This is a genomic window from Shewanella putrefaciens (assembly GCF_016406325.1).
GTDB classification, from domain to species: Bacteria; Pseudomonadota; Gammaproteobacteria; order Enterobacterales; family Shewanellaceae; genus Shewanella; species Shewanella putrefaciens.
In genome coordinates, this window is the sequence record NZ_CP066370.1 from 1,046,069 (window position 1) to 1,069,237 (window position 23,169).

Here is a 23,169-nt window from a genome sequence, read left to right on the forward strand (position 1 = left end):
TTTGCTATTAGGTGCATTGTATCGATAGAGGTGGGGTTATAACAAACCGTTTTAATTATAACTTATTGTCATAAATGAGTTTGTTAGAAAATGATTGAGAAAATACAATTATTTAACCAATGGAGTGTTGATATTTAAAGATTAAATATTATTCGCTCTAGTCAGTTTGTGCTTGTGAAACTCGGAGTAAAGTGTCGTTATTACTCCCTTAGTAACGCTAGGTGCTTTATTACAAAAATTCATGTTTTCATTGAGTAAGCTGTTATGTCCCAGTTATGGATCATGTTTTCTGGCGCCTTTTTAGCGGCCACATTGTTGCCAGGTGGATCGGAAGTTCTACTCATCGCTCTCTTAAATCAAGCCCCTGAAACGTGGGTATCACTTATCGTTGTCGCCAGCATTGGTAACACGTTAGGGGCGATAACCAGTTTTTATCTCGGCCGAATGGGGCGGTTTGCTAAGTCACCTGAAGATTTAATGGGCTCAAAGTATTTAAGATCTTTAGGTTTGATTGAACGCTATGGCGTGTGGGCATTGCTACTCTCTTGGGCGCCAGTTGTGGGGGATATTTTATGTGTCTTAGCGGGGTGGCTAAAACTGCCAGTAATATCATCAATATTGATGATATTAATCGGTAAAACAATACGTTATTTATTAATTGTTGCTGTGTTTATGCAGTGGCTTATGTGAAATAAAATTTTTAAGCGATATATTTGTCAGTAATACTTCAAGAAAATTCATAATAACGATAGGAACTTAGTCACTCTATACTGAGTCTTAACTGTCATTATTTAATGGTTAACAGTCTTCCGACAAATTGATGTTATAAGGGGAGTATTTTGAAAAAATGGATATTAGCAGTCGCGATTTCTGCTGCTCTTTCAGGTTGTGCGGCACAAAAGACGACAACGAATTTGCCTGCTGGCGTGAAATTAATTGAAAGTGTGCAACTAGCCGACTCACAAGTTGGTATTCCTTATAAAAAGTATCAATTAGCCAATGGGTTAACTGTTATTCTGCATCAGGATGATTCCGATCCTTTAGTGCATGTTGACGTGACTTATCATGTTGGTTCCGCTCGTGAACTTGCGGGACGATCCGGTTTTGCACATCTGTTTGAACATATGATGTTTCAAGGCTCGGAGCATGTTGCCGATGAACAGCATTTTGAAGTCGTTACCGAAGCTGGCGGTACGCTAAATGGATCAACGAACACCGACAGAACAAACTATTTTGAAACCGTGCCGAGCAATCAATTAGAAAAAATGTTGTGGTTAGAGTCGGACAGAATGGGATTTTTATTGCCTGCACTGACCAGCGAAAAATTTGAAGTGCAGCGTGAAACGGTTAAAAACGAGCGGGCACAACGTATCGATAATCAGCCTTATGGCCGTATGAGCGAGCGATTTAATCAAGCTCTATACCCAGTTGGACACCCATATTCTTGGCCTGTTATTGGGTGGCCGGATGATCTGAATCGCGCAACGGTCGATGATGTTAAACACTTTTTCCAACGTTGGTATGGCCCTAATAATGCGACCTTAACCATAGGCGGCGATTTCGATGAAATGCAAGCCTTAGCATGGGTGAATAAGTATTTTGGTGAAATACCTCGAGGCCCTGAGGTGTCGCCAGAGCCTAAAACATCGGTGAACTTAGATAAGACTCGTTATATCTCGATGGAGGATAATGTTCACTTGCCCCTTATTCGTATTGGTTTCCCGACAGTGTATGCAAGGCACCAAGATGAAGCCGCGCTGGATCTTTTAGGGAATATTTTAGGCGGTGGTAAAACGTCTTTAGTGTATAAAAACTTAGTAAAAGAAGGGCATGCCGTCCAAGCGAGTGTGAGCCATCCATGCCAAGAGTTGGCCTGTCAAATGTCAATTTATGCACTGGCAAACCCAGAAAAAGGCGGTAAGCTTGCAGATCTTGAGCAGCTCATCCTTGACTCTATCAATGAGTTTGAACAGCGCGGTGTGACCGATGAGGATCTGCAAAAAGTCAAAGTGCAGTTTGAAGCGGATACTATTTTTGCTTTGCAAAGTGTCAAAGGCAAAGTATCAACTTTAGCTTTAAACCAAACCCTGTTTGATAATCCCGATTTGATTTCGGCTGATCTTACACGCTACGAGAGCGTCACTAAAGACGACGTGATGCGTGTTTTTAAGCAATATATTAAAGATAAGCCGATGGTGGTTATGAGTGTTGTCCCCCAAGGTATGACTGCATTGGTGGCTCATCCTGATAATTTTATCCCCACAGATTTACCAATAGCCGAAACTGCCGTGGAAGGGCCGTTGCCAACGGCTAAGCTAGTATCAAGTTTTGACCGCACTAAGATGCCGATATCGAGTGCTGCGCCCATGCTAAAGGTGCCCAAAATATGGACGACTCAGTTAGCCAATGGTATTGAGGTGATGGGCACACAAAGCACTGAAACACCAACGGTTGAATTAATCGTTTATCTTAATGGTGGTCATCGATTAGTACCCGTGGAAAAGGCCGGACTTGCGAGCCTTACTGCCGAAATGCTGAATGAATCCAGCCAAAAACGTAGTACTGAGGCATTATCACAGGCCTTGGAAATGTTAGGTAGCACAGTCGATTTCAGTGCCTCCGAATATCAAAGTACCATCAAAATCTCGACACTGACCGAGCATTTAGATGAAACACTTGCGATTATGGAGGAAAAGCTCTTTCAACCTGGTTTCACTGATGCCGATTTTGCTCGGGTAAAACAGCAACAGTTACAGCAAATTCAGCATATGCAGTCAAATCCAAGTTATTTGGCTAACTCGGCCTTGTTTAGCCTGTTATATGGTAAAAATAACGCATTAGGTGTGAGTGATTCAGGCACATTAGATTCTGTTGCTGCGCTGACGTTAGATGATGTTAAAGCCTTTTATGCAGAGCAATATCGTGGTGCTAATGCAAAAATTATTACCGTAGCCAATTTGCCTGAATCAGCTCTCTTGCCAAAGTTAGCGGGATTAAGCCGATGGAAAGGGGAGGCCACATCGATTCCAGCCTTGAAACCATTCCCAGAACTTAAAGGTGGCACTATTTATCTGATTGATAAACCGGGCGCTGCGCAGTCGGTGATCAATATTGCTAAACGTGCTTTGCCTTATGATGCGACGGGGGATTACTTTAAAGCTTATTTGATGAATTATCCGCTGGGTGGTGCTTTTAATAGCCGTATTAATTTAAATCTACGAGAAAATAAGGGCTATACCTATGGCGCCCGCACTGCTTTTTCAGGCGGAGCGGAGGTTGGTAATTTTGTGGCATCAAGCGATGTACGAACCGATGTAACCGCTAAAGCTGTTGCTGAATTTATTAAGGAAATTAATGCTTATCAGCAAATGGGGATGACGGATGCTGAACTTGCTTTTATGCGTAACTCGGTTTCCCAGGGGCAGGCTCTGGACTATGAAACCCCTTACCAAAAAGCGGGCTTTATGCGGATGATCCAGCGCTATCAGTTAAGCAAAGATTTTACCGCTCAGCAGGATAAAATCATTAATACTGTAACAAAAGATGAACTCAACTCCCTTGCTGCCGCTGAGCTCAATATCTCGCAAATGGTGATCTTAGTGGTAGGAGATAAAGCAAAAATTGAGGCGGATTTATCGACATTGGGCTATCCAATTGAAACCTTAGTGTTGTAAATTGATTTTTTGGCCTTATATAGATGTCAGACAAGTCAATTTGGCAATGAAATCCATTGTTAGTCTAAAGTGTCAATAAATAGTGAGACGGTGACAGCATTAGCTGTCACCGTCTGCTTTTAACCACTAAATAATGCAATTTGGCTTGCCCTACTAACAGGTTTAGATTTATTTTGAGGCGTATTTTGAAAGATAAGCCTCAAAATAAAGGTCTGACTGTTACCTTTGTCGCGATAGCGAATCACCAATCAGAGAAGCGCAAATTGAAGTCATTCAATGAATTAGTAGAACATTTCTCGGACGCTCATGGGCGCACCGCACTCTTAGGTATGTTACGTGGTATAGAGCGTGAGGCCTTACGAATCGATGTGGCTGGCTATCTCGCATTAGATACACATCCTCTCGAATTGGGCTCGGCATTGATGCATTCGCGCATTACTACGGATTACAGTGAGGCGTTACTCGAATTTATCACACCAGTGAATAACAAGGTTGAGCCACTATTAGAGGGGCTGACCGAAACCCATGCGTTTAGTGTGCGTCACTTGCATGGACAGCGTTTATGGCCTGTCAGCATGCCATGCTATGTCAAAGATGAGCACAATATTCCGGTTGCCCGTTATGGCTCATCTAACACTGGCAAGATGAAAACCTTGTATCGTAAGGGCTTAACTTACCGCTACGGTGCCCTGATGCAGATTATTTCTGGGGTACATTTTAACTTTTCTGTGTCCCAAGAATTGTGGCAAAGCCTCTATGAGATAGGTGATAAGAGCCTGACCTTTGAAGATTTTATTTCTGAATCTTACTTTGGATTAATTCGTAATTATCGCCGTTTAGTCTGGGTGCTACCTTATTTATTTGGGGCTTCACCAGCTTTGTGTAGCTCGTTTATTAAAGGGCAAAAAACCGATCTACAGTTTGAAAAGTCAGGCCGAGGTACTTTGTATTTACCCTATGCCACCTCATTACGTATGAGTGACTTAGGTTATACCAATAAAGAGCAAGAAGATCTCAACATCAGCTATAACTCCTTACCCGAATATTTAGCGGGTGTAAATGCTGCCATTAAAATGCCTTCGGCAAATTTTGCCAATATTGGGGTTAAGGTAGATGGTGAATATCGACAGCTCAATGCCAATGTCCTGCAGATTGAAAATGAGTTTTACTCGCCTATTCGTGCTAAACGTGTGACACGTAGTGGCGAAAAACCTTCAGAGGCGCTAGCGCGTGCAGGAGTGGAATATATCGAAGTCAGGGCGCTGGATGTAAACCCCTTTAGCCCTATCGGTATTGAAGCAAGCCAAGTTCGTTTCCTCGATTTATTTTTACTCTATTGTTTATTAACTGAATCGCCTAAGTCAGATATCAAAGAAGAGGCTCGTTTGAGTGCCAACCTTAAATCTGTCGTGCTTGAAGGACGTAAACCCGATCTTAAGTTGTTAACGTCGACAGGTACTTTATCCTTAAAAAGCTGGCTAGAAACCCTGTTTGATACATTACAGCCTCTTGCAAAGCTGTTAGACGGTGAGGCATCGGATTACCAAACGGCATTAGCCCATTGGCGCCGTGCAGTAGATGACCCCAATCAGACCTTATCAGGACAAGTGATCCAGCATTTAATTGCTAAAGGTCAAGATCATGGGCAATGGGTGATGAAACTTGCCGAGCAATATCATCAATATTTCATTGATTATCCACTTTCTGCAGAAACGATTGCGCAGTATCAAGCTGAGGCAAAAAGTTCGCTTGAAAAGCAAGCTGAATTAGAAGCAGCCCAAAGCGCAATTTCTTTTGATGATTATCTTAAAGACTATTTTGGAGCCCAATTTTGATCATCCGGAGGGGGAGTATGACAAGTTTGAAATGGGGTGCAGTAGCGATAAGCCTATGTCTCTTTCTCTCTAGCTGTGCATCTTCGCCTGAGGAAACTTTAAGTTGTGGGACAGTATCCGGCTATTTGAAGCCTGATGCGAAAACGCATTGGTACCGTGTTGTGGTAACTCATTTAAATGGTAAAGCCGTGGTGTCCAAACCCAATTACCAATTAGCTCCTGGAGACTACGAGTTTACAGTCGCGGAATTGATTGATGATCCCTCCTTAGGCGTCTCCCTTAGTGCCCGCATTCCCAAGGTGTTCAAATTGACAGTAGAGAGTGATCAGCGTTACCACATCGGAGCGTTATTTCACACCGATAAGCGTTATATGGGAAAAGACAGTTCCTATTGGGCGCCGGGAGTATGGCAGCAAGAAGACCATGAATGTCAATTTGATTTAAGCCCAGAAACTAAGTAGATGATTAATGAATAGGTATTCTACGGCATTGCTCTGCATTACTATGGTGGGATTGGTTGGATGTGCAACCTCTCCACCTAAATCCCCCGATAATCTTTGTGATATTTTTCAAGAGCACCGTTCTTGGTATCAAGCCGCTAAAGACACCCGTGATAAATGGGGCGTACCAGTACATGTGCCGCTTGCCATGATGTATCAAGAAAGTTCATTCAAGCATAACGCCGCACCACCAATGGAATATTTTTTAGGCTTTATTCCAATTGGTCGCGCGAGTGATGCCTATGGCTATGCTCAGGCAAAGAATATGACTTGGGATGATTATGTCCGCGAAACGGGTAACAGTTGGTCGAGTCGCAGTAATTTCGATGATGCGATGGACTTTATGGGCTGGTATATCAATAAGACCAATAAAATAAATGGTGTATCTAAGTGGGATGCCCGTGCTCAGTATCTCAATTACCACGAGGGGTGGGGAGGCTATCGACGTGGCTCCCATAAATCAAAGGCGTGGTTGATAAAAGTTGCCAATAAGGTTGATGAGAGATCCAAGCGTTATGCCGCTCAATATCAAACCTGTAAAGCAGATTTAGACTCTTCTTGGTTGTGGCGATTATTCTTTGGATGATTTAACCAAACGCCATCAGAATGTTGAAATTTGCATGTTGATGGCGTTTGGTGTCTATTTTTAGCTAAGCGTATTCCGCGATTGTGCGGTGATTATTGCTCCGTGATATTATCGACGGTATCTGTAAAGGCTTCTGATGCTTTAAGGGCTATTTTCTTCGCTCGTTTATGCTCATACATTGCATGATCGGCCTGTTTAAAGGATTTTGACCAATCGCTTTCGAATAGCGCAATACCAAAACTAAAGCCTAAACAGAGCTCCGTATTTTGCTGCAGACTGAACTGCATATTTTGCAAATCTTGCTCGAGCTCAGCTTGTGCACCATGGCATAGGGCAACAAACTCATCTCCTCCAAAGCGTGAGACTATCCCTTTATTTTGCCAGTAGCTCAAAATGGTATCCGCAACTTGTTTTATGGCGAGATCACCCGCCTGATGCCCATAAGTGTCATTGATGGTTTTGAGATCATCCATATCAATGATTACTACAAAGCTTCCAAAATGTGCTTTATGTTGCCATTGCAGTAAGCTGTCCTCGAAGTATTTACGATTGTAAAGTCCTGTTAAAGAGTCAAAATTAGCGAGCTTTATAATTTGTTGGGACTTCTGATAAAGAGCGATAGCATTACTGGCTTCGTGGGTCAAAATAGAAACCAAGTTGCGATCATAATCGTTAAAGGCGTCAACATGGCTGCTGTCAAGATTGAGCATTCCATAGAGCTTCCCGTCGACACGAATAGGGCTTGAAAGTGTTGAACGAATGGGCGATTTTGCGACAGTTAATAAGGTTTGTTGATCTTTTTTAGATAACCCACTACCAGAATTGATATTTTCCATATCGTTTACGACAACGACTCGATCACACTTGCCATCGGTGAGACGATATTCAAAGGACTGCTCTAAGGTGAAGTTAAGTTGTTTAAGTTTGGTTAAGTCGAGACCAACCACGGATTCAAAATGCAGCTTATGGCTGGTTTCATTGACTTTAATAATGCTGCCCATTTCTGCACCATTGATAATACAAACGGCTTTGTTTAGTAGCGCATCAAGAAAGGCGTGCTCATCTTTATATTGATTTGAAAGGTGGGCAAGTTCGTAGATAGCATCATTAATAGTGACAACTTGTTCTAAATGTAGCCATAGTCGACTGAGTCTACCTTGGTGTAAATAATAGATTAAGCTATAAGCAAAAATGTAAATGAGGCAAACAAACAGCAGCGGCTGGATAGTCCAACCTTGGGTGCGGGTGTCGAAAGAGAACAGTAGAACAAATAGTACTATCGGTACAATAAGTAAGAGTAAATGGTAACGATAATCTAAGCGGTCTATGGTCTTACGTTTAAAGTTATCCCTTAATTTCACTCGAAAATTCCTTTATTCGTACTCTTGCTTGTGCCGGTCGAACTTAAAACGCTACTCAGTCCTTCTTGTTGAGTAGGTTTAGTATAACGAATGCTAAAAAATAAACCGATATAGAAAGATAATTCCATATCGGTACTCAGTGTTAATTCATATTATGTATTGGCAAACTCGGCCAATATCCACGCAAGGGGGGCTTGGTATTGGGTTGGCATCCAAGTTTGTAGGGCGGTGATACTCGTGTTGAGCACAGTTTGATTAGGTACCGAAAGGTTTAAATGGCCAACTTTACGACCTTGGCGCACTTCTTTGTTGTACCAATAAAGTTCAGCATTAGGCAGGCTTAACCAACGTGGGTCATTATCGATACCAATAAGATTGACCATAACACATTGAAAGTTCACCTGTGGTTCAGGTATTGCGATGCCGCACAGTGCCCTTAGGTGCAACTGGAATTGATCCATATGTGTACCCGCTTGCGTCCAATGTCCTGAGTTATGTACACGTGGTGCTAACTCATTAACAAGCAAATTATTGCCAACACGGAAGCATTCCATCGCCATCACACCAACGTATTCTAGCTCGTGCATAATGGCACTTAGCATAGTTTGCGCTTGTACTTGCAAGTGGTTTAAACGCGCTAGCGGCGAAATTGACGCCATTAATATGCCATCTTGATGAAGATTAAGCGTCAGTGGATAAAACACACATTGACCTTCACGGGTACGAACACCTACTAATGACACTTCTTCATCAAAATTAATCGCTTGTTCAGCAATTGCAAGGTTACGCCAATCATTTGGTATATCACTCGCTTCGGCTTGTTTGAGCCAATGTTGGCCCTTGCCATCATACCCGCCAGTACGACGCTTCATCAGCACGCGGGGGCCAAAACGCTGGTAAAGCTCATCGACCTGTGTTGCATCATCGACCAGTGCCCAAGGCGCAGTGGGGACGCTTAATTGATCAAGTAAGCATTTTTGACTGTAACGGTCAGCTAAGCGGCTGAAAACGGGGCCGTTAACAAAATGGGGGTGGGAACTGAGTTGTAAACTCAAGGCAGATTCTGGCCACTGTTCACGCTCAGCCGTAATGATATCGTGGGGGGATAATGGCAGTATTTCGTCTGTTGGCGCCATAATATCTACAGCGTGAACATCGATTGCTAATGGCTCGCCTGCGTGGGTTAACATTGCGCCTAACTGGCCATTACCTAATACCCAAACCTTAGGTTTTATGTTTGTCTGGGTCATTAGACTTCCCTCGGGTCCGGGTTGTCTAACACTGCACGGGTTTGCTCTTCTCTGAAAGCCTCTAAACGAGTTGCTAGGGCGGCATCGTTATTCGCGAGGATTTGGCAAGCCAGTAATCCGGCGTTAAAGGCGCCAGCAGTACCTATGGCTAAGGTGCCAACGGCAATGCCTTTGGGCATTTGTACAATCGATAATAAGCTATCCATACCCGACAGGGCTTTACTTTGTACTGGCACACCTAATACGGGTAAGCGAGTTTTAGAAGCAATCATACCGGGTAAGTGGGCGGCACCACCTGCACCTCCAATGATGATTTTAAAACCACGATCAGCGGCAGAGGCTGCAAACTCCATGAGTTTATCTGGCGTTCTATGGGCTGAGACGACTTCAACATGATAAGGCACTTGAAGTTTATCCATAATCTCAGCGGCGGCTTCCATTGTGGGCCAGTCACTCTTAGAACCCATAACAACAGCAACAAGGGCTTGCATGATAACTCCTTAACTCACTAATTTTAATTATATTCTGACCTTGTATTAGGTCTGGGTACAGTTGATGCCTATTAAGCCATTCATTGCTAGGTGCATCATGGCGCAGAATAATACCATGTAAAACGCTATTTCTGCGCGCAAAATAGCATTGAGAACGCGGATTGTGTATTCAAAGATTGATGATGTGAAATCGGCGCCAAGTTGAGATGGTTTTAGCCCCCAAAGGCCATTAAATGTGTCTGTGGGGGGCTTGAGTTGGCTTAGGAAAATGTGCTCTATCTTAAAGATTGTCTGCTACTGGTTCAGTTTGTTCAGAAACCAATGGAGCTTCTGCTAAGGCTTCACGCAGGGTTGGGTAAAACTTAAGCACCCCTTCAATGGGTTGCACTTTTGCTTTTGCGAGTGTGCGGATGGGCTGAAATTGCAGATCGGCAACAATGAGTTTGGTATTACTTTTCTTGCATTTTTCAATCAGTTTTGTCAACGCTGCTAAGCCTCCAGCATCCAGTATTGATACCCCATCGAGATACAATACAATCACTCGTTTATCTTGGGCTAAACTGGCTATTTCGGCAAAAATACGATCTGCCGCCGCAAAGAATAATGGTCCATTAATTTTGAGCACTGTCCAATCTGGGGGCAGGGGCTGATCGACATAGCGTTTATTGCTACTGATATCATAGAGTCTTGTCATTTCCGCAATTTCTTTCATAAATAGCAGAGCTGCAAGAATAATCCCCACACTAATGGCGATAACCATATCGAAAATAACCGTCAATGAAAAACAGCTCATAAAGACTAAGATATCGCTGGTGGGCGCGGTTTTAATTAAATGCACCGCTTTAGGGGCTTCGCTCATATTCCAAGCGACGACAAGTAGTAATGCTGCCATAGCAGACATAGGTAAATAGGCTAACACCCCAGCTAGGGCAACTAAACCAATTAACACCACTATCGCGTGGATCATCGATGCAATCGGGCTCTGAGCCCCTGCTTTAACGTTTGCAGCACTGCGGGCAATCGCCGCTGTGGCTGGGATCCCGCCAAAGAAGGGCGTGATAATATTACCTATCCCTTGACCGAGTAATTCGCTGTTAGCACTGTGACGTTTTCCGGTCATACCGTCGAGCACCACGGCGCAGAGTAAGGATTCAATGGCGCCTAACATGGCTATTGCAAAGGCTGCGGGTAATAGTGCTTGGAAGGTCGTGAGATTAAACTCAAAGGGTTGTCCATTGGCTCCGGCTTGTAACCAAGGCCATTCAAAACTGGGTAGTACGGGTGGGATCCCCATCCCTGTAGTACCATCGGTTAATTGGTAGTGGAAACGTGTACCAATGGTTTCTATATCCGCTCCCATAGCATTGAGTGCTAAGGCGATGATGCTGCCAAGAGCAATAGCGGGCAGATGTGCAGGTACTGGAATTTTTAGTTTGGGCCAAAGCAGCATAGTCGCTAAGGTGATCGTTGCGACCAAGAAGCTAGGTAAGTGCATTGTAGGAAGTGCTTGGCCAAGAGTAATAAGTTTTGAAAAATATTGCTCCGGCATGTGCTCTATAGGTAAGCCAAAAAAATCCTTGAGTTGTAACGTGGCGATAACAACGCCAATCCCTGCCGTAAAACCTAAGGTCACTGATTCTGGGATATATAAGATTAAGCGCCCAAGACGCAGCATCGCCATGGCGACTAATATCATGCCTGACATCACGGTAGCGACCAATAATCCGGCTAAGCCAAATTGTTGTGCTATTGGATAAAGCAACACGACAAAGGCCGCGGTAGGCCCAGATACGCTGTAGCGTGAACCACCTGACATCGCAATGATAAAGCCACCGATAATCGCAGTATATAAACCGTATTGTGGCGCGACACCGCTAGCAATCGCGAGGGCCATTGCCAAAGGAATGGCGATAATTCCCACGGTTAAACCAGCAAGTAGGTCTTGCCCAAATCGTTTTAGGGAGTATTTATCTTTTACACAGGCTTCAGTGAGAGCGTGAGCAATTCTTAATGAAAACAAATGGGCAGAGTGTGACACGAGTGGGTCCAGAGTGCGGGTTATTACAAGGCTCTATTTTAAAGGCCAGATATAAATTACTGTGTGATCATGATTGCAAATTACGGTTAAGTTACTTTGTTTTGTGAAAATAGTATGCTTGGGCTAGTTTGTAAGTGCGACATTTAACCCTTTTGACATTGTGCTGCGTTAATAGGGATAAGTTAATCGCAGAGGTTTTTACATGGAACAGGCCCCAACTCAGCAGCAATACTTATCTGCTCATCATTTTTCAATTGTGCCGCTTGCGCATAGCACTTTATGCCGTCAATCAGCAAGGAACCGAGTGTTTTTACTATCGAGTCTGACATTAGCAATCTTTTTCGGATTGAGTGGTTGCTCTGATAAGCAAAGTGATGGGGATAAATCCTTAGTCGTGCATCCTTTGACTGATCAAGCTGAGACTGTGAGGTTAGAGAGCGAACAGAGCAAAGCATTAGCGATACATAAATCGGAGGAGCTCCATCAGTTGAAGCAGGTGCAATCTTCTGAACGCTTAATCGATGCATCGTTAGCTGCAAAGCAGAGATCTGCCAAGCATGCTATCAATACTCATTATGATGTCGCCGCCCCCATCGCGAGCGACGCTTGGTATGGTATTAAGCAACCTGAGCGTAATAGGTTCGAGAAACAAATACAAAATGGCATTATGGTCGCGGGTGAAATCCCCATTTCGACTTTTTCGATTGATGTTGATACAGGGAGTTATTCAACGCTGAGACGGATGATTAAAGAGGGGAGCCTACCCGAAAAGGGCACGATACGTATTGAGGAGATGCTCAATTATTTTACCTATGATTACCCCTTGCCGAATAAAAATGCAGCGCCATTTAGTGTGACGACTGAACTTGCTCCCTCACCCTACAATGACGACATGATGCTGCTACGTATTGGGCTGAAGGGCTATGAATTGACTAAATCCGAACTCGGTGCGAGTAATTTAGTTTTTTTACTCGATGTCTCAGGATCAATGGCTTCAGCCGATAAACTGCCTCTGTTGCAAACGGCACTGAAAATGCTTACCCAGCAATTAAGTGCTCAAGATAAAGTTTCTATAGTGGTTTATGCAGGCGCTGCAGGTGTGGTGCTTGATGGCGCTTCGGGTGATGATATACAGGCATTAACCTATGCATTAGAGCAATTAAGAGCGGGGGGCTCAACAAACGGTAGTCAAGGTATTTTGCAAGCCTATCAATTAGCACAAAAGCATTTTATCCAAGGTGGCATTAATCGCGTTATTCTTGCAACTGATGGTGATTTTAATGTCGGCGTAACCAATTTTGACCAGTTAATCAGTCTAATTGAAAAAGAAAAGCAGCGAGGAATTGGCCTTACCACCTTAGGTTTTGGAATGGACAATTATAATGACCAACTGATGGAGCAGTTAGCCGATAAAGGTAATGGGCATTATGCTTATATTGATACGCTGAATGAAGCACGAAAAGTACTAGTGGATGAGTTAAGTTCGACCTTACTGACCATCGCTAAGGATGTAAAAGTACAAATAGAATTTAATCCGGCATTAGTCTCCGAGTATCGCTTAATCGGCTATGAAAACCGCGCCTTAGCTCGTGAGGATTTTAACAATGATAAAGTGGATGCAGGGGAAATTGGTGCGGGTCATACTGTGACGGCATTGTATGAATTACGCTATGCAGAAATGGGGGGAATGGCTAATGATAAGTTGCGATACGGCTATAATCCTCAAACGGGACAAGAAAAATACAGCCGCGAAGAAATTGCCTTTTTGAAGCTACGCTACCAATTACCCGATGAGAATAAGAGCCAACTGCTTACCTACCCAATACGAATCGACCAAAGTGTGAAGCATTTAAATCAGACTAGTGATGACTTTCGTTTTGCGGCAGCAGTCGCTGGTTTTGGGCAATTATTGAATCATAGTCACTATTTACATCAATTTGATTATACTAAGCTAAGTACGCTGACTCGTTCTGCTCTGGGAGATGATACCTTCGGTTATCGGCATGAATTTATGCAACTAGTGGATACCGCTGCAGTGCTTGCACAATCTAATGCCGCAGCGATAAATCAATCAATTGCACACGGCGATAAACCTTTTCCCCCAGAGGATAAACTCCATTAAAGGTCAATTTTCGGCAAATCTTGAAAGACGGACAAAAGAATTGGATCAATCAGTGTAGGGGTAAGCCAAATAATGAGGGAACAATTGTGGCACTAGCGATACCGCAAATACACGCCCATGAGCATAGCGATGAACAACTGATGCAACGCTATGCACAAGGAGATAGTCAGGCATTTGAGCTGTTATACCTGAAGCACAAGGGGGCACTTTATCGTTATTTTGTGCGCCAGTTGGGTGATAAGCAACTGGCTGAGGATTTATACCAAGAAACGTGGGGGCGGGTTATCCGTGCCGCAGTAAATTATCAAGTTAGTGCTAAATTCAGTACTTGGCTTTACCGCATTGCACATAACTTATTGATTGACCATGTCCGAGCTGTCAAGCCTGTCGATTTCATCGCAAGTGATACCGATGTGACTGGCTTAGATACTTTTGAGGGATGCGATCAAGATAAACCTGATATCCACTGGCAAGAAGCCCAAAAGAGTTTGCTACTTAAAACCTGTATTTCACTATTGCCCCAAGTACAGAAAGAAGCCTTTATTCTTAACATTGAAATGGGATTTACTGCTGCAATGATAAGCGATATCGCAGGGGTAACCCTCGAAGCAACAAAAAGTCGAATTCGCTATGCCTATCAAAGCTTAAAAGAGTGCGTAAATGCGAAATGGCAGGAGGCGGGCCATGAATAATGTCACAGTCAATACCGAAGAAACTGAAGCACGAAAGCAAGTCTCTATTTGGTATCACCAGCAGTCGTTAGAAATGCCATCCGCAAAGTTAGATCAAGATATTTTAGCGCTTGCCCAAACCCGTCTTGTTGATATGGATAGGACTAGGCAAAAACCTGTGATGGTACCTTTTTGGCGACGTTTTCCATTAGCTCTATCTAGCGTAGCATCATTGATCATTGTGATTAGTGTAGCCATCTTAATTCGTCCACAAATTGATGATGTAGCCATTGTTCCTGAACTGAGTATGAGTGCACCAGTACCTCAAACAATTGAGCCTATGGTCGCAGCGAAGATGAGAGCCGGGCAAAGCGAGCAAGCGGAGCGCCGCTCAGTCGACGCCGCTCAGTCAGAAGCCATGCAAGCGAGATCACGTATGGCTGTTCAAGCTACTGAAGAATCCCTTGAGCAAGATGTCACTTCCATAGCCGCAGCAAGCCCAGTATTGCCACAACATGGGGCAAATTCTGAACATGTTGGTCGAGATATCGAAGATAAAGAATCCTTAGAGAAGTCACTACAAAGATTAAAAGTATTTATCGATACAAAAGAAAATGAGCAAGCATTAGCACTAGAGCAAATACTGTTGACTAGGTATCCCGAACTCGCGATGACGGAGGAGCTTAATAACTCGAAAGATGAATTATCTCAAACACTCCGTGCAGAATTTAAGATACTACAACAACAGTTACATCAAGCTGTTAAGTAATACTATCGTGATTTTACTGGATGATGTTAGAGGATGCTTCGATTTATAAAACCGAATGTAATGAAAGGATGTTAGTCTTGTTGGTGCGGCAGTTTTTTACCCTAAGGTATATGATTTACTTGATCGCCGTCATAAAGTGAACAGGATTTAGCCTGTTATATTGGAGTTCGCACTATGACTTGACTAGTATCAATAGTCATGGCCTAAATTCAGGAGGCAGTATGCTCAAAAGACTTATGCATGATCATAAACATATCGCAGTTTTATTGAATGTCTTAAAAAACAAACAGATGAAACTATCTGAGGGTGAAGCGATTAATTTTATCGTGGTAAGAGACATCGTCGAGTATATGCAAGAGTATGCCGAGCGCAGCCATCATCCTATTGAAGACATTATTTATGCTTACTATTTAGCACATAAGGCCAATGACGATATTAATAAACTGAGCAATGAGCATGAAACGGTGATCCAAGCTTCTGCGACGTTGATGAATACTTTAAATTTGATTTTGAGTGATATCGTTGTTGCGAGAGAAAAGTTAATTACAGATTTTGCTGAGTATGTTGAATTACAAGAGCGGCATATGCAAATGGAAGAGAGAGAGATATTTCCGCTCCTCGCTCAAAACCTAACGGAAGAGGACTGGTTAGTGATTGAAGAGGAATGCCAACAATCCCTTATTGATGACCCACTGTTTTTGGACCGAGAGCAACAGGCATTTGATGAGCTACGATCTTATCTTTCCGAGTCTGAATAGAAGTAATATTTGGGCGAATGAAAAAAGCGCCTAGTGCGCTTTTTTCATTCGGTTATGTTTAATACGATGGTATAAGCATTATCAAACATAAGGTTACAACTGGATCGAATCAATATCGTAGTCAAAGTTATTATCAATTTCTTGGAGTTCTTTAAGCAAACGATGTTTATCCTTTAACGCTTCAATCTCTCGCCATTTACGCTTCTTGTTGGAGCCTCGCGAGCGATCGGGTCTTTCAACGACTTCATCTAGCGCACAACCATAATCTAAACGATCCATGGTAACCTCCTGTTGTTGTATGTTTTGTCAGCGATTAAATAACATATTTTCAAAACAGGGTGCAAGAATTATGTTTCATTTGTGTTAACTTGAAATGAAGTTTGGATGATATATTCTGGATATTAGGTACAGATATTGTCGATCGAGTTGACTATAAAGTGTTTATAAATAAAGGCATACAATAAAAAAGCCAGCAATTGCTGGCTTTTTGTTCAATTAAATTGCACCTTGTCGATACAAGTTAATCAGTCCATTACTTGAAGCGTCTAAGGCGCTGGAATCTTGTTCAGCACTGATCCTCGCGAGCACATCGTTACCGAGATTTTTACCTAACTCGACTCCCCATTGATCGAAGGAGTTGATATCCCATATTGCCCCTTGAACAAAGGTTCTGTGTTCATACAGCGCAATTAGCGCACCTAAGGTTTCTGGCGTTAGCTTGTTCATCAATAAAGTATTGCTTGGTTTGTTTCCGGGCATCACTTTATGTTTTGCTATTAGCTGTTTTTCTTCATCAGTTAACGAACTATTCGCCAATTCGGCTAACGCTTCCTCGAAGGTTCTACCTTGCATAAGTGCTTGGGTTTGTCCAAAGCAGTTTGATGCTAATTGATCATGGTGTACGCCAATGGGATTATGGCTTTGCAGCGGCATAATAAAGTCGGCAGGGATCAATGCTGTACCTTGGTGGATGAGTTGGTGGTAGGCATGCTGACCATTCGTGCCTTCACCTCCCCAAATTACGGGACCTGTACTGTAATCAACGTCAGTTCCATCGAGTGTGACTGACTTGCCGTTACTTTCCATATCGAGTTGTTGGAAGTAGGCTGGTAGACCACGTAGATAGTGATCGTATGTTAATACCACATGGGATTGAGCATTAAAAAAATTACCATACCATAGAGACAGTAGTCCCATGATGACGGGCATATTTTCTGCCAAGGGTGCACTGGCAAAATGCTCATCCATTTGGTGAGCACCATTGAGTAGGGCTCTGAAATTATCCATACCCACCAATAATGCAATAGGCAGACCTATGGCAGACCAAAGCGAGTAGCGGCCACCAACCCAGTCCCACATAGGGAAGATGTTATCGGCATCAATACCAAACTCAGTTGCTTTAGTCACGTTTGACGTGACTGCAACAAAATGCTTAGCCACATCGGATTGTAAGCCGCCTTTAGCTAAAAACCAGGCCTTGGCTGTTAAGGTATTTGTCAGTGTTTCTTGGGTACCAAAGGACTTAGAAGACATGATAAACAGTGTGGTTTCAGAATCGAGCAACTTCAGTTTTTCACTGATAGAAGTGCCATCAACGTTTGCCACAAAATGGCAATTTAAACCTTGGTTCCAGTATGGACGTAGGGCTTGAGAAACCACTTTAGGGCCAAGAAAAGAGCCCCCAATACCGATACTCACAATATCGGTTATTGCTTTGCCTGTGTATCCTTTCCATTGTCCAGAAGTCACTGTTTCAACAAATTCCTGCATTTTACTCAAGGTTTGCTGAACCTCTGGGACGATATCTTGGCCTTCGGCAATAATTGACTGACTAGCTTTGCTGCGAAGCGCGGTATGCAATACAGCGCGCTTTTCCGTGGTATTTATTATCTCGCCGGCAAACATTGCCTTAATCTTGGCTTCGAGTTGACTGTCTTTGGCTAAGGAAAATAACAGTTCAAGAGTTTCAGCCGTTGCTCTATTTTTTGAGTAATCGAGAAACAAACCACAAGCCGATAGTGACATATTTTTGAAACGTGCCGCATCAGTTGCAAATAATTCCCGCATATGGGGTAAGTTTTGTGTGTGTGCTGATAAAGCTTGCCAGGTTGAGCTTTGGGTCAAGAGTGTCATCGAATCGTCTCCGAAGAAGCTTAGTTTGAGAGTTTTGCCTTGAGCATTACTTCAAGTTTGCCCTGGTCGATGGCGAAATTACGTATACCTTCCGCTAACTTTTCAACCGCCATTGGATCTTGGTTGAAGTCCCAACGGAATTGCGCTTCAGTCAGAGGCGTCTCTGCTGCAACCGTCGTTGTCGCTGGTAAGAGTTTAGCTTGAATTTGCGCTTGAGAATTGGCTAACTCTTCTAGGAGTGAAGGGCCAATAGTTAAGCGGTCACAGCCTGCTAACTCAATGATTTCACCTATATTGCGGAAACTGGCTCCCATTACCACAGTGTTATAACCGTGCTGTTTGTAGTAGTTGTAAATTTCAGTGACCGAAACAACACCTGGATCATTGGCTGGTGCATAATCCTTACCTGTGTCTTTTTTATACCAATCTAGAATACGGCCAACAAAAGGAGAAATCAGGTAAACGCCTGCTTCAGCGCAAGCTCGAGCCTGAGCAAAACTGAATAATAATGTGAGATTGCAATTAATCCCTTCTTGCTCTAATTCCTTGGCTGCACAAATGCCTTCCCATGTAGAGGCTAATTTGATCAAAATACGAGATTTATCAATCCCAGCTTCTTGATACAAACGTACTAGCTTATGGGCTTTAGCAATGGATTTTTCTTTATCGAATGAGAGGCGGGCATCGACCTCTGTTGAGATTCGGCCTGGAACGAGCTTCAGAATTTCAACGCCGATATTGACTGCTAGCTTGTCACTCGCATCGTCAATTTGTTGCTCAAGTTCAGTGCTCTGTGTCTGTGCCCAAGCAATGGCATTATCAATTAAATAACTATATTCAGGGATTTGAGCTGCTTTTAAGATGAGAGATGGATTTGTTGTCGCATCCTCAGGTTGATAGCGTTTAATTGCTTCTATATCACCGGTATCTGCAACAATAGTTGTATATGACTTGAGTTGTTCTAACGTATTGGCCATGGAAAACATCCTTCTCAGGTAACTGTCTAAACTCGGAATTCACTGATGACTATTAGAAGCGATTTTACCAACTTTTCCAACCTCGAATGTAAAAAAATTACAAAAATGACAAAACAATGTCGATTTCAATGTAAGGAACTAAAGTCATTCATTTCAGTTGGAGGGAAGTACCAATCGCTTAGGTATTATAGATGCCAAAAAACAAAAAAGTCGCTGCAAGCAGCGACTTTTGTAATGGACTGTAATGAATTACTTCAGAACAGGTTGTTTTGTTGTGGTTGTAACGATAGCTTCAATGCGACGGTTCGCAGCATGAGCTTCTTTCGAATCACCAGCAACTAACGGCTGAGTAATACCGTAACCGTTGGAGGTCACACGACTTCTGCTAATACCAAATTTTTCTACAAGAATATTGGCAACAGCGTCAGCACGCTTGTCAGACAGAACCATGTTGTATTCTGGTTTACCTACGTTTGAGGCATGACCAGCAATTTCAACTGTGAATTCAGGGTTCTTGTTCAAGTAGTTAGCTAGTCTTTCGATGTCTTTGTAGTATACATTTTTAACTACAGCAGAGTCGTTAGCAAACTGGATTGAACCTACGTCTTCTTTGTTTTTCACATTTTCATAAATGGTACAGCCCACAGAGTCAACTTTATGAGTTGCTGGTGTCGCTGGACATTGATCTTTATCGTCGTATACACCATCGTTGTCTGAGTCGACAGGTGCAGCAACAACGGCTGCTACAACTGGTGCAGCGGCGGCAACTGGAGTGCCAAAACGGTAGCTAAGCTCTAGGCCCCAGTAGTTGCTATCTGCTTCAACGATGTTGTATTTGTCATCTAAGTTTTCATAACGACGGTATTTGGCTTGTAACTTCAAGTTGTCAGTGAAGTTGTAGCCGATACCTGCACCAAAGTATGGGGCGAAGTCGTCAGAGCTATATGAACTACGATCACCAGAAATAGTATTACGTTGGCTATTTTCAAGAGTGTAATACATTGCTCCAGCTTCAGCTGATAGGCTCCAACGGTTAGCTAATGGCCAAAGACCAACTAAACCAAGTGTCGCGCCTTTTACGTCAGCATCGTTGCTAATGCCTGAAGTGGTCCAATCAGCGTTACCTAGATCACGGTAGCCGATTTCTGCACCAAAGTAGTCATTAAACATATAGCCGGCAAATATATCCCATGCGTATGGGTTGTCATCACCGTTTTGAGTTGCAATGTGTTCATAGTTATTAACGCCTAGACCTGCACCAACATACCAAGGCGTGAGTTCTTGAGATGCACTGGCAGCAAGTGGGAGCATTGACGTAAGTAAAACTACTTTTAATGTATTCTTCATCATTTGTTTAAGTCCATTGTTTATGATTCTCCACAAAATATGCTTTGCGGTTTTATGCAAAACATTGCTAGCACTGAGTGTGGGGATCCTTATGGTATTGTAGCCAGCGGTTAATTATCACCTCATTTGTTAAATTTTTCCAGTGTTAAGTCTAATGTTTTTATCGTTCACCATTCCGTTAATGCGTTTGAATGTTAAAAAGGCACTCAAAAGAGTGCCTTTAAAATGTATCGATATTGTTAGCTAATTTTGTTAATTAACGTGTCCAAACCCAGTTTTCAATTTCGATTGGATCAACACCATTTGCTTTAATATAGTTGCGATGATCAACAAGTCTCTGCAGCATATCTGTGGTAATTGAAACATGCTGAGTTTCATCTATTACGCCTTGTTGGAACAACTTATAAGCCATATCAATAACAAGGTGATAGCGTGATGTTCCATTACGAACGCCCATATCGAATGGTGTGGTTGTTGAACCTTCTTCTTCATATCCTTTAATTCTAAAACGGCGACTTCCTTTGTAATCAAAAATTAACTTTTTAATTGTATTTGGATAACCATGATAGTTAAATACGACTCCTTTATCTTGAGTAAATATTTCATCCATTAACCAAGGCTTTTCTTTAAACTTACGGCTACCTAAGCCATCACTGCTTAATTCCGTTACACTAACGAAGCGAATTCTTGCTCTTGGTAATAATTCCCGAATTAATACCAAGGATGCCATACATTCTTGAGTGACATAGTCTCCGCAGCCTGCAAGAACAATATCGGGATTCTCGTCAGAAGCAAAATCCCATACCATAACACCGTCTTTTGCTTGCTTACGGGCTTCTTCTAGGCTTAACCATTGAGGGAGTTCTTTTTTACCTGCAACAAGGATATTGAGCTTGTCACGGTCGGCAAATGCGCGCTCTGTATAGACGAGAGTACTGTTGGCATCAGCAGGTAAATAAGCCGAAATAATTTTTGGATGTTTTTCTAACATTGCCCCTAAAAATGAAGGGTTTTGGTGTGAGTAGCCATTGTGATCTTGACGCTCTAAGAGGGAAGATAGCACGACGTTACATGCTGGTAGTGGTTTACGGAAGTGGACACCTTGGCTTGCATATACATACTTACAGTATTGATCTGCCATGGATGAAACGACCTGCGAGAAGGACTCATAAGTTGGGAACATGCCATGTCGTCCCGTTACTGTATAGCCATGCAACATACCGAAAAGCAAGTTCTCTGATAATAATTCAATCACTCGTCCATCGCGGGACATATCTTCATCCCAGCTTTCGATTGGCCACTGCCATGCGCGATCTGTTTCTTCAAATACCGCTTGTAATTGGTTTGAATAGGTTTCATCTGGACTGAAAATGCGTAGATTATTTTGATCACGGTTAAGCTTAAATGCATCTCGCATCCACTGGCCCATTTTCAGCATTGAAAAACCACGTTGACCACGTGGAACTTCTGGACCGTAGCAGAGTTTTTCAAGATCGGGATTAGATAAAGCTCTAACTACTTCGCCACCATAGGTTAAGTGTTGGCGGCCACAGGCAAGTTGTTTCGGTGGGATTAATGAGCAGATATCGGCATCAAAAATCAGCTCACCTTTATCATTCATATGATAAAGCTCTTGGAAATGATAGCTGGCTAGCCAGTTATTGAGTGAATCAAGGTGGCCTTTGTCAGTCGCACATTTATTCACAATGACTTGATGAGATTCGCAATTGCCCTCTAGCTTGACACCATTGTATTCGCTCACGCCTGTCCAACCTTTAGCTGTCCGCATCAAGATCACTGGCCAGCGAGGTTTGACGACATCTTCACCACTACGAGCTCGGGTTTGAATCTCGTTGATCATGCTGTAAGCAGTATCCATGGCATTTGTCATCTGCACATAGATATCTTCTTCTGCATCACTGTCAACAATGATGGGGAAATAACCTAAGCCTCGGAATTCAAGATCTAGCTCTTCATGGCTCATGCGCCCCATACGAGTTGGACCAGAAATTTTATAACCATTAATATGCACTATTGGAAGCACGGCCCCGTTGGTGGCCGGTGATACTAAACGGTTTGCATACCATGAGGCGGCGAGTGGGCCAGTTTCTGATTCACCGTCACCAATCAAAACCGTGGCGATTAGGTCAGGATTATCGAGAACGGCACCCCAACCTACTGAAAGTGAATAGCCTAATTCCCCCCCCTCAAGGATTTGCCCTGGAGCTTCTGGGTTCGCGTGTGAAGGATAACCATAGGCTGCTGAAAACTTTTTACAGATATCTTCGATACCAGTTTCGTTATACGGAATCGTTTCAGGGTAGAAGTGGCTTAAGGAACCTTCGAGGAACAAGTTAGCTTGTACGGCAGGGAAACCGTGACCAGGGCCAACTAAATAGATGAATGGACGATTATGTTTAACGATGAGTCTATTAATGTTGGCATAAACAAAGTTGATACCAGGACACGTTCCCCAGTGACCGAGTAAGCGTGGTTTTATGTCAGAGTGTGCTAGTGGACGTTTATGTAAGACATTTTGTTTGAGGTAAATTTGTGATGTGGCAAGGAAGTTTGTTGCTCTGACGTACTTTTTCAGAGCGTTTATTTCATGGATGTGTGTCATATTTAGCCTCACTAGAGCTGACAAAAGTAAATTG

Annotated in this window: 18 protein-coding genes; 9 read left to right on the top strand and 9 right to left on the bottom strand. The window is 42.9% G+C overall.

Going from position 1 to position 23,169, the window contains the following annotated elements; translation table 11 throughout:
• The first annotated feature begins 264 nt into the window (after window positions 1-264).
• The 5 genes from JEZ96_RS04785 (at window position 265) to JEZ96_RS04805 (ending at window position 6,595) form a co-directional block, all read left to right on the top strand.
• On the top strand, window positions 265-690 hold the full coding sequence (locus JEZ96_RS04785; protein WP_011790396.1) for a YqaA family protein: 426 nt from the start codon (window positions 265-267) through the stop codon (window positions 688-690).
• A gap of 149 nt (window positions 691-839) precedes the next feature.
• On the top strand, window positions 840-3,674 hold the full coding sequence (locus JEZ96_RS04790; RefSeq protein ID WP_061782630.1) for a M16 family metallopeptidase: 2,835 nt from the start codon (window positions 840-842) through the stop codon (window positions 3,672-3,674).
• 185 nt (window positions 3,675-3,859) lie between these two features.
• A complete protein-coding gene (gshA, locus tag JEZ96_RS04795) occupies window positions 3,860-5,509 on the top strand; it encodes a glutamate--cysteine ligase (protein ID WP_061782631.1) in 1,650 nt (549 codons plus the stop codon).
• Window positions 5,510-5,526: 17 nt separating this feature from the next.
• Complete coding sequence (locus JEZ96_RS04800; RefSeq protein WP_011918837.1) at window positions 5,527-5,970, top strand: hypothetical protein; 444 nt, start codon at window positions 5,527-5,529, stop codon at window positions 5,968-5,970.
• A gap of 7 nt (window positions 5,971-5,977) precedes the next feature.
• Complete coding sequence (locus JEZ96_RS04805; RefSeq protein ID WP_011790392.1) at window positions 5,978-6,595, top strand: transglycosylase SLT domain-containing protein; 618 nt, start codon at window positions 5,978-5,980, stop codon at window positions 6,593-6,595.
• Between the two features lie 92 nt (window positions 6,596-6,687).
• On the opposite strand, the gene JEZ96_RS04810 is transcribed toward JEZ96_RS04805, so the two are convergent.
• The 4 genes from JEZ96_RS04810 to dauA form a co-directional block, all read right to left on the bottom strand.
• On the bottom strand, window positions 6,688-7,956 hold the full coding sequence (locus JEZ96_RS04810; RefSeq protein ID WP_025008785.1) for a sensor domain-containing diguanylate cyclase: 1,269 nt from the start codon (window positions 7,954-7,956) through the stop codon (window positions 6,688-6,690).
• Between the two features lie 152 nt (window positions 7,957-8,108).
• Window positions 8,109-9,206, bottom strand: coding sequence for a 5-(carboxyamino)imidazole ribonucleotide synthase (purK, locus tag JEZ96_RS04815; protein WP_061782632.1), 1,098 nt, complete (start codon window positions 9,204-9,206; stop codon window positions 8,109-8,111).
• A complete protein-coding gene (gene purE / locus JEZ96_RS04820) occupies window positions 9,206-9,697 on the bottom strand; it encodes a 5-(carboxyamino)imidazole ribonucleotide mutase (protein WP_011790389.1) in 492 nt (163 codons plus the stop codon). Before purE ends, purK begins: the two co-directional genes overlap by 1 nt.
• A 280-nt stretch (window positions 9,698-9,977) precedes the next feature.
• On the bottom strand, window positions 9,978-11,735 hold the full coding sequence (gene dauA / locus JEZ96_RS04825) for a C4-dicarboxylic acid transporter DauA (protein WP_025008787.1): 1,758 nt from the start codon (window positions 11,733-11,735) through the stop codon (window positions 9,978-9,980).
• Between the two features lie 202 nt (window positions 11,736-11,937).
• On the opposite strand from dauA, the gene JEZ96_RS04830 reads away from it, so the two are divergent.
• The 4 genes from JEZ96_RS04830 (at window position 11,938) to JEZ96_RS04845 (ending at window position 16,055) form a co-directional block, all read left to right on the top strand.
• Entirely contained in the window at window positions 11,938-13,857 is a 1,920-nt protein-coding gene (locus JEZ96_RS04830) for a vWA domain-containing protein (protein WP_198779856.1), read from the top strand.
• A gap of 86 nt (window positions 13,858-13,943) precedes the next feature.
• Complete coding sequence (locus tag JEZ96_RS04835) at window positions 13,944-14,549, top strand: sigma-70 family RNA polymerase sigma factor (RefSeq protein WP_025008788.1); 606 nt, start codon at window positions 13,944-13,946, stop codon at window positions 14,547-14,549.
• Entirely contained in the window at window positions 14,542-15,297 is a 756-nt protein-coding gene (locus tag JEZ96_RS04840) for a hypothetical protein (protein ID WP_025008789.1), read from the top strand. The genes JEZ96_RS04835 and JEZ96_RS04840 overlap by 8 nt, the downstream gene beginning before the upstream one ends.
• A gap of 221 nt (window positions 15,298-15,518) precedes the next feature.
• Entirely contained in the window at window positions 15,519-16,055 is a 537-nt protein-coding gene (locus JEZ96_RS04845; protein ID WP_025008790.1) for a hemerythrin domain-containing protein, read from the top strand.
• A gap of 93 nt (window positions 16,056-16,148) precedes the next feature.
• On the opposite strand, the gene JEZ96_RS04850 is transcribed toward JEZ96_RS04845, so the two are convergent.
• The 5 genes from JEZ96_RS04850 to JEZ96_RS04870 all read right to left on the bottom strand — a co-directional run bounded on the left by JEZ96_RS04850 (window position 16,149) and on the right by JEZ96_RS04870 (window position 23,135).
• Window positions 16,149-16,334: a DUF3545 family protein gene (locus JEZ96_RS04850; protein ID WP_011790383.1), complete on the bottom strand. Its 186-nt coding sequence runs from the start codon at window positions 16,332-16,334 to the stop codon at window positions 16,149-16,151.
• A gap of 216 nt (window positions 16,335-16,550) precedes the next feature.
• Window positions 16,551-18,188 carry a glucose-6-phosphate isomerase gene (gene pgi, locus JEZ96_RS04855; protein WP_011790382.1) on the bottom strand — a complete coding sequence of 546 codons (1,638 nt, stop codon included), beginning with the start codon at window positions 18,186-18,188 and terminating at the stop codon, window positions 16,551-16,553.
• Between the two features lie 20 nt (window positions 18,189-18,208).
• The gene (tal, locus tag JEZ96_RS04860; protein WP_011790381.1) at window positions 18,209-19,165 is read right to left on the bottom strand and encodes a transaldolase; all 957 of its coding nucleotides are present in this window, start codon (window positions 19,163-19,165) and stop codon (window positions 18,209-18,211) included.
• A gap of 249 nt (window positions 19,166-19,414) precedes the next feature.
• A complete protein-coding gene (locus tag JEZ96_RS04865; RefSeq protein ID WP_025008791.1) occupies window positions 19,415-20,515 on the bottom strand; it encodes an OmpA family protein in 1,101 nt (366 codons plus the stop codon).
• Window positions 20,516-20,768: 253 nt separating this feature from the next.
• Window positions 20,769-23,135, bottom strand: a complete 2,367-nt coding sequence (locus JEZ96_RS04870) for a phosphoketolase family protein (protein WP_025008792.1) — start codon at window positions 23,133-23,135, stop codon at window positions 20,769-20,771.
• Window positions 23,136-23,169 lie beyond the last annotated feature (34 nt).